Source organism: Paraclostridium sp. MRS3W1, assembly GCF_032465715.1.
Lineage (GTDB): Bacteria > Bacillota > Clostridia > Peptostreptococcales > Peptostreptococcaceae > Paraclostridium > Paraclostridium dentum.
This window is the reverse complement of record NZ_JAWDJM010000165.1, coordinates 13,850-27,665: the sequence shown is the minus strand read 5'-3', so window position 1 is coordinate 27,665 and position 13,816 is coordinate 13,850. Positions and strand designations below refer to the sequence as shown.

Here is a 13,816-nt window from a genome sequence, read left to right as displayed (position 1 = left end):
GTTCTCTCCCTTCTATTTGAGATTTACTTAAAATAAGAAACTATATATCAAAGTCTTCATCGTCGTAATTTAAGTCTTCGTAAACTACGTCTTCTTCAAATTCTAATTCTTCTACTTCTTCTTCTGATGTTTCAAGATCATCTATTTCTTCAACTATGCTGTTTTCTTCAAGTTCGCTTATGTTTTCCATAACATCTAATTCAAACTCTTTAGCATCTTCATCTATATCTATAGACTCTCTTACTTCGATTTCTTGATCTTCTTCTGTTAATACTTTTACATCTAAGCATAAACTTTGAAGTTCTTTTATTAAAACTTTAAATGATTCTGGTATACCTGGTTCAGGTATATTTTCACCTTTAACGATAGCTTCGTAAGTTCTAACACGTCCTACAACGTCATCTGACTTAACTGTAAGAATTTCTTGAAGTATGTGAGCAGCACCATATGCTTCTAATGCCCAAACCTCCATCTCTCCGAATCTCTGACCACCGAATTGTGCTTTACCACCAAGCGGTTGTTGAGTTACTAAAGAGTATGGTCCTGTACTTCTTGCATGTAACTTATCATCAACTAAGTGATGTAGTTTTAACATGTACATGTATCCAACTGTAATTCTATTGTCAAAGACATCTCCAGTTCTACCATCGTATAAAGTTACTTTTCCATCATCTGGATATCCTGCTTCTACTAATGCTTTTCTTATATCTGGCTCTTTTGCTCCATCAAATACTGATGTAGCTACATGCCATCCTAAAGTTTTAGCAGCAAGACCTAAATGAACCTCAAGAACCTGTCCGATGTTCATACGAGATGGTATACCTTGTGGGTTAAGAACTATATCAAGTGGCTGACCATTTTCCATGAACGGCATGTCTTCTTCAGGTAGTACTCTTGATATAACCCCTTTGTTACCATGACGTCCAGCCATTTTATCTCCAACTCTTATTTTTCTCTTCTTAGCTATATAACATCTAACTAATTCATTAACTCCTGGAGATAAATCATCTCCGTTTTCTCTTGTGAATACTTTTACGTCAACTATTATACCAGATTCTCCATGAGGTACTTTTAATGAAGTATCTCTAACTTCTCTAGCTTTTTCTCCGAATATAGCACGAAGTAATCTTTCCTCTGCAGTAAGTTCTGTTTCTCCTTTAGGAGTTACTTTACCTACTAATATATCTCCAGAGTCAACTTCTGCCCCTATTCTGATTACACCTCTTTCGTCTAAGTTCTTTATAGCACTTTCTCCAACATTAGGTATATCTCTAGTTATTTCTTCTGGTCCTAATTTAGTATCTCTAGCTTCACATTCATATTCTTCTATATGAATAGTAGATAGTCTGTCTTCTTTTACAAGTCTTTCATTTATTAAGATAGCATCCTCATAGTTGTAACCTTCCCATGTCATGAATGCTATGAAGCAGTTTCTTCCTAAAGCTACTTCTCCCATCTCAGTAGATGGTCCGTCAGCTATAACATCTCCAGCTTCTATCTTATCATTTTTATTTATTATAGGAGTTTGATTTATACAAGTACCTTGGTTTGAGCGTTTAAACTTAAGTAACTTATATCTATCTTTATTTCCATCTTCTCTTCTTATGATTATCTCTTCTGCACTTACTCTTTCTGCTATACCAGCATTTTTAGCAACTACAACTGCTCCAGAGTCTTTAGCAGCTCTATATTCAACACCTGTACCTATGATAGGTGCTTCTCTTCTTACTAGTGGTACTGCTTGACGTTGCATGTTTGATCCCATAAGCGCACGGTTGGCGTCATCATTCTCTAAGAATGGTATCATAGCTGTTGCTATAGACACAACTTGCTTAGGAGATATATCCATGTAGTCAACTTTATCAGTAGGAACTAATTCCATGGCACCATTTACAGTTCTACATACAACTCTGCTGTTTACGAATGCATCATTATCATCTAAAGGCTCATTTGCTTGAGCTCTTATAAATAAGTCTTCTTCGTCAGCTGTTAAGTAATGTATTTCATCTGTAACTTTTCCGCTCTCCTTATCATATTTTCTATAAGGAGATTCTATAAATCCAAATTCATTTATTTTTGCATATGTTCCTAGAGAGTTTATAAGACCGATGTTTGGTCCCTCTGGAGTCTCTATCGGACACATTCTTCCGTAGTGAGAATGGTGAACGTCACGAACTTCGAATCCAGCTCTTTCTCTTGAAAGTCCTCCTGGTCCAAGTGCTGATAGTCTTCTCTTATGAGTTAACTCTGATAATGGGTTTGTTTGGTCCATGAATTGTGATAGCTGAGAACTACCAAAGAATTCTTTTATTGCAGCTGAAACAGGTCTTATGTTTACTAATGCTTGAGGAGTTATAGATTCCATATCTTGAACCGTCATTCTTTCCTTTATAACTCTTTCCATTCTTGAAAGACCTATTCTAACTTGGTTTTGTAGTAATTCACCAACTGATCTTATTCTTCTGTTTCCTAAATGATCTATATCATCTATATTACCTATTCCATAGAATATATTAAATTGGTAGCTTATAGAAGCAATTATGTCATCTAATAATATATGCTTTGGTATAAGTTCTTTCATTCTAGATTTTATAGCTTCTTTTATTTCTTCTTCTTCACTATACTCATCTAAAATCTCTTTTAAAGTTGGGTAGTGAACTTTTTCTTTTATCTTTAAATCGTCTATATCAAAGTTTATATGTGATTTTATATCTACAAAGTTATTCCCTATAACTTTTACAACTTTTTCATCTTCAGTCAATAACTCAACAACATTTATTCCTGAGTTTTGTATAGCAACAGCTACCTCTAAAGATATTTTTTCTTCAGCTTTAACAAATACTTCCCCTGTTTCTGGATTTATAATATCGTTCGCTGAAATTTTATTCATTATTCTATAGCATAATGCAAGTTTCTTATTGAACTTGTATCTACCAACTTTAGCTAAGTCATATCTCTTAGCATCAAAGAATAACGCATTTAATAATGATGATGCACTTTCTACTGTTGGAGGTTCACCTGGTCTTAACTTTTTGTATATTTCTATAAGACCTTCTTCAACAGTTTTTGTGTTATCTTTTTCTAATGTAGCCATTAATCTTTCATCTTCGCCTAATAGCTCTATTATTTCTGCATCTGAACCTATTCCAAATGCTCTTAATAAGACTGTAACAGGTTGTTTTCTTGTTCTGTCAACTCTTACAGATATAACATCATTAGAATCAGTTTCATATTCTAACCATGCACCTCTATTTGGTATAACAGTAGATGATATAAGTCTTTTACCTGACTTATCCATTTCTTGAGCATAGTAAACTCCAGGAGATCTAACTAACTGACTTACTATAACTCTTTCTGCTCCGTTTATTATGAAAGTTCCCTTTTCTGTCATTAAAGGGAAGTCACCCATAAATACTTCTTGTTCTTTTATTTCACCTGTTTCTTTATTTATAAGTCTTACTTTAACTTTTAGAGGTGCACAATATGTTGCATCTCTTTCTTTACATTCTTCTATGTCATACTTCGGTTTCTCGTCTAAAGAATAATCAACAAATTCTAATATAAGATTACCTGTATAATCTTCTATAGGTGAAATGTCTTCAAACACTTCTTTTAAACCTTCTTTTAAAAACCACTCATAGGAATCGCATTGTATCTCTATAAGATTTGGTACATCAGCTATCTCTTTTATTTTTGAGTAGCTCATTCTAGTTCTCTTACCTATCGTGACAGGATGTGGCATTCACTTTTCACCTCTCAATAATTAAAAATAAAACCATAGTTTATTCTAACGCATCTAATAATTCTAACATAATTGCAAGCTTTTTTCAATATATAACTTTTATGTATATGCATAATATTAGCTTTTTTTGTTCGACATAAAACATGCATTATCTATTATGTTCAAAAAATCATCCTCTAATTCGCTTTTTCAAAAAATATACTGTTATTTTCTGTATTTGAGGAAAAAAAAAGATGCCCTAAAGGACATCTTCTTTAAAAGAAAACTACTTAACTTCTACTGAAGCTCCAGCAGCTTCTAACTTTTCTTTCATTTGTTCAGCTTCATCTTTAGAAACTGCTTCTTTTAATGTCTTAGGAGCATTGTCAACTAATTCTTTAGCTTCTTTTAATCCTAATCCAGTTATTTCTCTAACAGCTTTTATAACTCCAACTTTTGAAGATCCAGCACTTGTTAATACTAAATCAAACTCAGTTTTCTCTTCAGCAGCTCCACCAGCAGCAGCACCAGCCATCATAACTGGAGCTGAAGCAGATACTCCGAATTTCTCTTCTGCAGCTTTAACTAATTCATTTAATTCTAAAACTTTCATGTTTTCTATAGCTTCTAATATTTGTTCTATTGTCATTGTTAGCACCTCCGAATTATATTCTTTTCAATTAATAATTGTTATTTTTTTCTTATTCTTAAGTTTTAAGCTATTATTAAGCTTCTTGACCTTCTTGCTTCTTGATCATTGCATCTAATAAGTATGCAAAGTTTGATACTGGAGCTTTTAAGCTTCCAAGTAATTTAGCAAGAAGTACTTCTCTTGATGGTATGTTAGCGAATGCAACGATATCTTCTTTACCGTAGAATTCTCCTTCAACTACACCCATTTTTAATTCCATTTTTGGATGAGAGTCCATAAATTCTTTTATTATTCTAGCTGGAGCAACTGGATCTTCGTATCCGAATGCTATCGCATTTGTTCCTACTAATAATTCGTCATTGAATTGTTCTATACCAACTTCTTTAGCTGCTTTTCTAACTAAAGTGTTTTTGTATACTTTGTATTCAACACCAGCTTCTCTCATTTTCTTTCTTAATTCAGTTACTTCTTCAACTGTTAATCCTTTGTAATCAACAACTATAGCAGAAGAAGAGTTTTGTAACTTCTCAACTATTTCAGCAACAACATGTGATTTTACTTCTATAGCTTTTCTCATCTGGTCAGCACCTCCTTCATCCGATAGGTTTTATCTGCCGCAACTTATAAAAGCTTTTGTAATCATATAGACATACAAAAGCTTTAGCATCAAAATTTATCTAAAACCTCGGTAGGATATTAAGCTTAAAGCACCTACTGTCTACGGCAAATCTATTCTTTTTTATTTATTAACGAATATTATTTTAACATCGTTATTTATCAATGTCAAGCTTTTATTATTCAGCTATTTTAGCAGGGTTAACTTTAACTCCTGGTCCCATAGTTGAAGTAACAGCTACGCTCTTTAAGTATTGTCCCTTAGCAGCAGCAGGCTTAGCCTTAACTATAGCATCCATTAATGCAGCAAAGTTTTCAGTTAACTTTTCTCCACCGAAAGATACTTTTCCTACTGGAACGTGTATTATGTTAGTTTTATCTAATCTATATTCAACTTTACCAGCTTTTATTTCATCTATAGCCTTAGCTACATCAAAAGTAACTGTTCCTGATTTAGGGTTTGGCATTAAACCTTTAGGTCCTAATACTCTACCTAATCTACCTACTACACCCATCATGTCTGGAGTAGCAACAATTACATCAAATTCAAACCAGTTTTCACCTTGTATTTTTTGTACTAATTCTTCAGCACCTACAAAGTCAGCACCAGCATTTGTAGCTTCTTCAGCTTTTGCACCTTTAGCAAAAACTAAAACTCTTTTAGTTTTACCAGTTCCGTGTGGTAATACAACCGCACCTCTTACTTGTTGGTCAGCGTGTCTTGAGTCAACACCTAACTTTATATGAGCTTCTACAGTCTCATCAAACTTAGCAGTAGCAACTTCTGCAACTAAAGCTAAAGCTTCTGAAGCATCATATAATCTAGTTTTATCTATTTTACTTGAAGCTTCTACGTATTTTTTACCTTTTTTAGCCATTTTTCATGTCCTCCTTGTGGTTATATTGGTTTTTTACCTCCCACTTTTTCAAGCGAAGATAACTAATCTAATATTAATTAGTCTTCAACAACGATACCCATACTTCTTGCAGTACCAGCTATCATTCTCATAGCAGATTCTACTGAAGCAGCGTTTAAGTCAGGCATTTTTAACTCAGCTATTTCTCTTACCTTAGCTGAAGATAAAGTAGCAACCTTCTTCTTATTTGGCTCTCCTGAAGCAGTATCTAATCCAGCAGCTTTCTTTAATAATACTGCAGCTGGAGGAGTTTTTGTTATGAAACTGAAAGATCTATCTTGATATACAGTTATAACAACTGGTATTATCATCCCAGCTTGATCTGCAGTTTTAGCATTGAATTCCTTTGTGAATCCCATTATGTTAACACCGTGTTGTCCTAATGCTGGTCCAACTGGTGGAGCTGGTGTAGCTTTCCCTGCAGGTATTTGTAATTTTATTTGACCTATAACTTTTTTAGCCATTGAGCGCACCTCCTCAGATTATTTATTCTCTAGTTATATTTTTCTATGCCTTTGTAGTCTATTGCAAATAGAGTTTTTTTACCAAAAGCATCTATACACACTTTTACTTCTTTTGATTCCAGGTCTATCTCTTCTATAGTTCCTATTTGTCCTTCAAAAGGACCGTTAGCAACCTTTATTACTTCGCCAATTTCAAAATTTATGTCTCCGCTTACTAATTTAGGAACAGCTGTATCTATGCCCATAGCTATTACTTCTTCTTCACTTAAAGGAACTGGCTTAGAACCTGGTCCTACAAATCCAGTAACCCCTTTAGTATTTCTTACGACATACCAAGATTCATCAGTAATAACCATTTTTACTAGTACGTACCCTGGAAATACCTTACGTTGTCTAGTTTTTTCTTTCCCAGTTTTTGTAGTCTCAACTACATCTTCAGTAGGGACAACTACTTGAGTTATGCAATCTTCCATACCTCTAGTTTTAACAGCTTTTTCAATTGTTGCTTTAACTTTATTTTCATGACCTGAATAAGTATGTACTACATACCATCTAGCCTCTTGTAATTCCGACATTCTGATTCTCCCTTTCTATTTTAGTATTAGATTTAGTGCACCAGATAATACACTATCTAAAGCCCATACTAAGATAGTAGCCGAAACAACAACAGTTAAAACAACTCCTGTGTTTTTTAAAAGCTCTTTCTTTGTTGGCCACGTAACTCTTTTTAATTCACTTTTAGTTTCCTTAACATATCTAACGAAACTAAATTTCTTTTTAGTTCTTGGACTTTCATTTATTTGGGCAGCCATTCCACACTCACATCCTTAATAAAAACTATTTTGTTTCTTTATGAGCAGTATGCTTCTTACAGAATCTACAATATTTTTGTAATTCTATTCTATCTGGGTTATTCTTTTTGTTTTTAGTAGTGTTGTAGTTTCTTTGCTTACACTCTGTACATGCTAAAGTTACTTTAACTCTCATCTGCTACACCTCCAACTCGTAAATACAATATATATATTGTTAACTTTATTGCCTACTCTGTATAATAGGTTCAATTTATCGTTTTTGAATCATCACCTCATATAAATTATCATAAATTAGTAGGCATGTCAATGTTTTTGTTAGTTTCAAGTTAAAAAAAGAGGAGGATATCCCCCTCTTTTTTTTAGTTTTTTAAGCTTATATTTAAGATAAGAGAATTACTCTATTATAGAAGAAACAACACCTGATGCTACTGTTCTTCCACCTTCTCTTATTGCGAATCTTAATCCTTCTTCTATTGCTATTGAGTTTATTAACTCTATGTTCATTTGGATGTTATCTCCAGGCATAACCATTTCTACACCTTCTGGTAACTTACAAGCTCCTGTTACGTCAGTTGTTCTGAAGTAGAATTGAGGTCTGTATCCATCGAAGAATGGAGTATGTCTTCCACCTTCTTCTTTCTTTAATACGTATACTTCTGCATTGAACTTAGTGTGAGGCTTAACAGTTCCTGGCTTAGCTAAAACTTGTCCTCTTTCTATTTCATTTCTTTGTACACCTCTTATTAATGCTCCTATGTTATCTCCAGCTTGTGCTTGGTCTAATAACTTTCTGAACATTTCTACTCCTGTTATTACCATTTTTCTTGGCTCTTCAGCTAAACCTACTAGTTCAACTTCGTCTTGAACCTTTAATACTCCTCTTTCAACTCTACCTGTAGCAACTGTTCCTCTACCTGTTATAGAGAATACGTCTTCTACTGGCATTAAGAAGTCTTTATCTACATCTCTCTCTGGAGCTGGTATATATTCGTCTATTTGCTCGAATAATTCAACTATCTTATCTCCCCACTCTGAAGAAGAATCTTGTAATGCCATTAAAGCAGATCCTCTTACTATTGGAGTGTCATCTCCTGGGAATTCGTACTCGTTTAATAAGTCTCTAACTTCCATTTCAACTAACTCTAATAATTCTTCATCGTCTACCATATCACATTTGTTTAAGAATACTACTATGTATGGTACACCAACTTGTCTTGATAATAATATATGCTCTCTTGTTTGAGGCATTGGTCCATCAGTTGCAGAACAAACTAATATAGCACCGTCCATTTGAGCAGCACCTGTTATCATGTTCTTAACGTAGTCAGCGTGTCCTGGGCAGTCAACGTGAGCGTAATGTCTGTTTGGAGTCTCATATTCAACGTGAGCAGTTGATATTGTGATTCCTCTTTCTCTTTCTTCTGGAGCTTTATCTATATTAGCGAAATCTACTGCTTCCCCTAATTGATATCTATCGAATAATGTTTTTGTTATAGCTGCAGTTAATGTAGTTTTACCGTGGTCAACGTGACCTATTGTTCCTATATTAACATGTGGCTTGTTTCTTTCAAATTTAGCTTTAGCCATTTTGAATTCCTCCCTTTGTATATTTGTTAATGCTTACATTAAGCTTATGCTAAGTATTTTACTATTAATTATTTCTGTTTTCAAGATATTTTTCCAATTTTCTCTTCACTCTTTGTAACGCATTATCAATAGACTTAACATCTCTATCCAATTTATCTGCTATGTATTGATAAGACTTGCCATTTAAGTACAATTCTAAAACTTCTAGCTCCAACTTACTTAAAATTTCATTCATCTTTGATTCTATATTTTTAAGTTCCTCTTTGCTTATTATTAATTCTTCTGGATCAGTAATTATACTTGTTGCTATTATATCTAATAAAGTTCTATCTGATTCTTCATCATATATAGGCTTGTTCAAAGATACATAAGAGTTAAGTGGTATATGTTTTTGTCTTGTTGCTGTTTTTATTGCTGTTATAATTTGCCTTGTTATACATATCTCTGCGAAACACTTAAAAGAGTTTGTTTTAGTACCGTCAAAATCTCTTATAGCTTTGTAAAGTCCTATCATACCTTCTTGGATTATGTCTTCTTTATCCGCGCCTACTAAAAAGTATGACTTTGCCTTTGATTTAACAAAGTTTTTATACTTGGTAATTATATACTCCAGTGCTATTGTGTCCCCTTTGTTTGCTTTTAATACTATTTCATATTCATCTTGCTGAGAATTATTTATAAACCCAAAATTATTTTCTTTAGCTACTAACATTTTACTATCCCCCATTACTTAATTTCATAGGTATATTATAGTTTATTAAACTTAGTAATTTCAACGGTTTCTACGAATGTTCTCAAGTTTCGACAAAGTTTCTTTATCTAATCTATCTTCTAACCAATTTCTTTGAATTTTGCGCTCTGACCCTATTTGCTTACTTCTTATCTTGTTTTTAGCGTCTTCTATGTCTAATTTAAGCTCTCTAGCTGATATTCTAGATGCTCCTTTACCTAATACTATTTGCTGTTCAGCATAATCATTTGTAGCTACTTTAACAACATCATACCTAGATAAAGATGTTATATATTTTTCAATATAACTATCTGCTGTTTGATGTTCTTTTGTGTAAACCACTGTTATATATTTTCTATTTTCTATTTTTTCCATAGAACTTTTAACATTATATGCATCAAAAACAACAATGGCTTTTTGGCCTGAAAATTCTGCATATTCAATGATTATATCAATTAATTTTTCCCTAGATGCATCTAAATCTTCTACTGAAATACGTCTAAGTTCTTCCCATGCATTTATAATATTATATCCATCAATTATTAGATAATGATTAAACTTTCTTTTCATTACCTTATTTAGAGCCTATTCTTTGTTTGAATATTTCATATAAAAGTATACTTCCTGCAACTGATGCATTTAGTGAAGTAACATTTCCTACCATAGGCATTTTTACTATATAGTCACAATTCTTTTTAACAAGCCTTGATATACCAAACCCTTCACTTCCTATTACTAGACCTATAGGACCTGTTAGGTTTTGCTCATAAAATGTTTGTCCATCCATATCTGCTGCTGCAATCCATAAACCATGCTCTTTTAACGTTTTTATTGTGTTAACTATATTAGTTACCTTACAAACAGGTACGTACTCTACAGCCCCTGCAGACGCCTTTGCAACTGTAGGTGTTATATGCACTGATCTTCTCTTTGGAATTATAACTCCATGTGCACCTACAGCATCAGCTGTTCTTATTATTGATCCTAAATTATGAGGATCTGTTATTTCATCTAATATTATAAAAAATGGGTCTTCTCCCTTATCTTTTGCATTTTGAATTAAATCATCTAGTTCAAAATATTTGTATTCACTAACATTAGCTATTACACCTTGATGTGAATGACTAGTACTTATTTCATCTAATTTATTTCTATCTACATATTGTATTATTATATTTTTTTCTTTTGCCATTGCAGTTATCTTTTTTATAGAGCCTTCTTTAGCCCCATTCGCTATCATTATTTTATCTATTTCTCTATCGTTTTTTATAGCTTCTATAACTGGATTTCTACCTTCTATAATTGCCAAACTCTTCACCGCCTATAAATTATTAAACTTTTCTCTTACTTGAACAATATTTCCACAAGTCATTTTTCCTTCTGGACAAGGTCCTTTTATACACTTTGGCCCTATATTCTTAAATAATATAGGAGCTATTAATCTTACCTGTCTTAACATTTCTATAGATAACTCTCTAATTTCCCATTGTGCTCTTTCACAACATCTATGATTAAAGAAATTATATAAACTTCTAGTATTCATTGTAAATACCATTTTCGTTTCACATGCATTAGGAAAAACATATCTTGCATCTTCTATTGCTTTCTTTTCTGCATTTCTTTTAGCTTCCTTCTCATTTTTTCCAGATTCGATTAAATTATTATAATGTTTTTCAAATAATATATCCACTAATTTGTCATAAGCTTCTTGATCTTTATTCATAGCATCTATAAATAGTTCTTTAGCTTCCTCGATACTCTCTATTTCAGGAGGAACTATATACTCAAATTGATCTAGCTTAACATATCTTTGACTTTGTTGAGAAAAACTTGCTATACGATGTCTAACAATTTGATGTGAACAGCTTCTTGATATCCCTTCTACAGCAAATGTAAATGTGACATGCTCTAACGGAGATTCATGCCCTATATTTATTAACATATTTAAAAATTTTTCTACACTTTCATCAGTTAAATTTTGTTCTATTTCATCTACTCCTACAGATGAATAACATAATTTTGCTGCCATTGATATCACCTTTTCTGGTTCAGGTGTGTGTGCTATTACTTTAACTTTCATGTGTGTACCTCCTTTAATAGTTTATTATATTATTATACATTATTTCGTCTAAAAATGGAGTTTTTTAGATTAACATAAATTTTTATATAAGCATAAAAAAGAGCTAATCTCTACATAGAGATAGCTCTTTTTTATTATATGCTCTCTTCTGTTATTTCAATTGCTTTTTGAATTATATAGTTCAATCTTTCATAATCTTTTTTCATATGAAGATACCCTATTAAAGCTTCAAATCCAGTAGCATTTTTATAGTCTATAATATCCGCATTTTTAGGTGTAGTATGAGACTTTTGGTTGCGTCCTCTTTTATATATTCTGTGTTCTTCTTCAGTCAATGATTCTTCAATAGTAAGAATCACATTTGCTTGAGCCTTAGCTTTTACATATTTTATAGCTGTCTTATGCAAATCATTAACTTTCTTATTTACATTTCTATTTATAAGATACTCCCTTATATGTGATTCATATACAGTATCTCCTAAATAAGCAAGAACCAGTGGTGATACCGTAGCTAAGTTTACATTTTCCATTATTACACCCTTTTCCATTTAGTTCCTTGTCTTGTATCTTCTAAAACAATTCCCATTTCTAATAACTTATTTCTTATTTCATCTGCTAATGCAAAATCTTTATTTTTCTTTGCATCCACTCTATCTTGTATTAACTTTTCAATATCAGCATCTAAAACTTCTTCTTGTTTTTTATTAACTATATTTAAAACATTAGTTAATTCTTCAAACTCAGCTAAACACTTCTTCGCAAACTCTATTGATGATTCTTCATTTACATTAGTGTTTATAAATCTAGCTAATTCAAAGATAACACTTATAGCATCAGCTGTATTTATATCATCATCCATAGCAGCTATGAATTTTTCTCTAAATGAATTTAATTCTTCACTTAAACCTTTTTCATCTTCTTTTATATCTGTTACTTTTAAATTACTTAATGTAAATTCTAATTTTTCTTTTGTGTTGTATAATCTTTCTAATCCAGCTTTTGACTGAGATAACATTTCATCACTAAAGTTTACTGGATTTCTATAATGAGCTGATAACATAAAGAATCTTACAACTTCTAAATCATACTTATCTGCTATATCTCTCACTGTAAAGAAGTTGCCTTTAGACTTACTCATTTTTTCATTATTTATATTTATATATCCATTGTGTATCCAGTAGTTAGAGAAAGTCTTTCCACTTCTAGCTTCACTTTGAGCTATTTCATTTTCATGATGTGGGAATGCTAAATCTTGCCCTCCAGCATGTATATCTATAGTGTCTCCTAAGTATCTCTTAGACATAACAGAACACTCTATATGCCACCCTGGTCTACCTACGCTCCATGGACTTTCCCATCCTGGCTCCCCTTCTTTTCTAGGTTTCCATAATACGAAATCCATTGGATGTCTTTTTTGAGAGTTTACTTCTATTCTTGCTCCTGCTTCTAGATCTTCTTGATTTTGTTTAGATAATTTCCCATATCCTTCAAATTTTTGAGTATCAAAGTAAACTTCTCCGTTTACTGCATAAGCATATCCTTTTTCTTCTAATTCTTTTATAAATTCTATTATTTCATTGATATTATCAGTAACTCTTGGATGAACAGTAGCTCTTTTTATTCCTAATCCATCTGCATCTTTAAAATATTCATCTATGTACTTATCAGCAACTTGCTCCGGAGTTATTCCCTCTTCATTACCTCTTTTTATTATTTTATCATCTACATCAGTAAAGTTTTGAATATATTTTACATCATAACCTCTATATTCTAAATATCTTCTAAATGTATCAAATATTATAAAGGGTCTAGCATTTCCTATATGGAAGAAGTTATAAACTGTAGGTCCACAAACATACATCTTTACCTTTCCTTCTTCTATTGGTACAAATTCTTCTTTTGTCCTAGTTAACGTATTGTATAACTTCATAATATTCACCTCACCATTGTTTAATTTATAAATCTAACTATATAATCTATTATAATTTATATTCGCTCGAATTAATAGTACTACTATTATACCCTCGGGCTTTTATAAACAAACTATTTAGTTTTAACCATCTCATTTTTTTCTAAAAATTCTATTTTATTAGATACACAATTTAAATATATATCATCATTTATGATTTTATTGTTTTTCATTTTACTAACTATGTCTACGTAGTCTTTACAAAGTTGATCTAGTTCCTCCTTTATTTCGTTAATATCTATACTCATACAATCCTCCTAAAAATATAC

At 32.1% G+C, this 13,816-nt stretch carries 16 protein-coding genes and 1 other annotated feature; all 16 genes read right to left on the bottom strand.

Annotated features, from left to right (window positions below; all coding sequences use genetic code 11):
• Positions 1-40 precede the first annotated feature (40 nt).
• The 16 genes from rpoB to RWY47_RS13460 all read right to left on the bottom strand — a co-directional run bounded on the left by rpoB (position 41) and on the right by RWY47_RS13460 (position 13,795).
• Complete coding sequence (gene rpoB, locus RWY47_RS13535; RefSeq protein WP_025161507.1) at positions 41-3,742, bottom strand: DNA-directed RNA polymerase subunit beta; 3,702 nt, start codon at positions 3,740-3,742, stop codon at positions 41-43.
• Between the two features lie 265 nt (positions 3,743-4,007).
• On the bottom strand, positions 4,008-4,370 hold the full coding sequence (gene rplL / locus RWY47_RS13530) for a 50S ribosomal protein L7/L12 (RefSeq protein ID WP_021428185.1): 363 nt from the start codon (positions 4,368-4,370) through the stop codon (positions 4,008-4,010).
• A gap of 76 nt (positions 4,371-4,446) precedes the next feature.
• Entirely contained in the window at positions 4,447-4,950 is a 504-nt protein-coding gene (gene rplJ, locus RWY47_RS13525; protein WP_021428184.1) for a 50S ribosomal protein L10, read from the bottom strand.
• Between the two features lie 37 nt (positions 4,951-4,987).
• Positions 4,988-5,115: a sequence feature (ribosomal protein L10 leader region), on the bottom strand.
• Between the two features lie 52 nt (positions 5,116-5,167).
• Entirely contained in the window at positions 5,168-5,866 is a 699-nt protein-coding gene (rplA, locus tag RWY47_RS13520; RefSeq protein ID WP_025161506.1) for a 50S ribosomal protein L1, read from the bottom strand.
• 77 nt (positions 5,867-5,943) lie between these two features.
• Complete coding sequence (rplK, locus tag RWY47_RS13515; RefSeq protein WP_025161505.1) at positions 5,944-6,369, bottom strand: 50S ribosomal protein L11; 426 nt, start codon at positions 6,367-6,369, stop codon at positions 5,944-5,946.
• 29 nt (positions 6,370-6,398) lie between these two features.
• Positions 6,399-6,944 carry a transcription termination/antitermination protein NusG gene (gene nusG, locus RWY47_RS13510; RefSeq protein WP_025161504.1) on the bottom strand — a complete coding sequence of 182 codons (546 nt, stop codon included), beginning with the start codon at positions 6,942-6,944 and terminating at the stop codon, positions 6,399-6,401.
• Between the two features lie 15 nt (positions 6,945-6,959).
• Entirely contained in the window at positions 6,960-7,181 is a 222-nt protein-coding gene (secE, locus tag RWY47_RS13505) for a preprotein translocase subunit SecE (RefSeq protein ID WP_021428169.1), read from the bottom strand.
• Between the two features lie 25 nt (positions 7,182-7,206).
• Positions 7,207-7,356 carry a 50S ribosomal protein L33 gene (gene rpmG / locus RWY47_RS13500; protein ID WP_021121979.1) on the bottom strand — a complete coding sequence of 50 codons (150 nt, stop codon included), beginning with the start codon at positions 7,354-7,356 and terminating at the stop codon, positions 7,207-7,209.
• A gap of 218 nt (positions 7,357-7,574) precedes the next feature.
• On the bottom strand, positions 7,575-8,768 hold the full coding sequence (tuf, locus tag RWY47_RS13495) for an elongation factor Tu (RefSeq protein ID WP_021428171.1): 1,194 nt from the start codon (positions 8,766-8,768) through the stop codon (positions 7,575-7,577).
• 64 nt (positions 8,769-8,832) lie between these two features.
• Positions 8,833-9,480 (bottom strand): RNA polymerase sporulation sigma factor SigH, encoded by a 648-nt coding sequence (gene sigH, locus RWY47_RS13490; protein WP_021428164.1) that lies wholly within the window; start codon positions 9,478-9,480, stop codon positions 8,833-8,835.
• A gap of 60 nt (positions 9,481-9,540) precedes the next feature.
• Entirely contained in the window at positions 9,541-10,068 is a 528-nt protein-coding gene (locus RWY47_RS13485) for an NYN domain-containing protein (protein ID WP_025162207.1), read from the bottom strand.
• 4 nt (positions 10,069-10,072) lie between these two features.
• Positions 10,073-10,807, bottom strand: a complete 735-nt coding sequence (gene rlmB / locus RWY47_RS13480; RefSeq protein WP_021428166.1) for a 23S rRNA (guanosine(2251)-2'-O)-methyltransferase RlmB — start codon at positions 10,805-10,807, stop codon at positions 10,073-10,075.
• A 12-nt stretch (positions 10,808-10,819) separates the two neighbouring features.
• Complete coding sequence (thyX, locus tag RWY47_RS13475) at positions 10,820-11,578, bottom strand: FAD-dependent thymidylate synthase (protein ID WP_021428179.1); 759 nt, start codon at positions 11,576-11,578, stop codon at positions 10,820-10,822.
• Between the two features lie 134 nt (positions 11,579-11,712).
• Positions 11,713-12,126: a Mini-ribonuclease 3 gene (locus tag RWY47_RS13470; protein ID WP_025162206.1), complete on the bottom strand. Its 414-nt coding sequence runs from the start codon at positions 12,124-12,126 to the stop codon at positions 11,713-11,715.
• Positions 12,111-13,508, bottom strand: coding sequence for a cysteine--tRNA ligase (gene cysS / locus RWY47_RS13465; RefSeq protein WP_025162205.1), 1,398 nt, complete (start codon positions 13,506-13,508; stop codon positions 12,111-12,113). The genes RWY47_RS13470 and cysS overlap by 16 nt, the downstream gene beginning before the upstream one ends.
• A gap of 113 nt (positions 13,509-13,621) precedes the next feature.
• Entirely contained in the window at positions 13,622-13,795 is a 174-nt protein-coding gene (locus RWY47_RS13460) for a hypothetical protein (RefSeq protein ID WP_021428173.1), read from the bottom strand.
• Between the last annotated feature and the right edge of the window lie 21 nt (positions 13,796-13,816).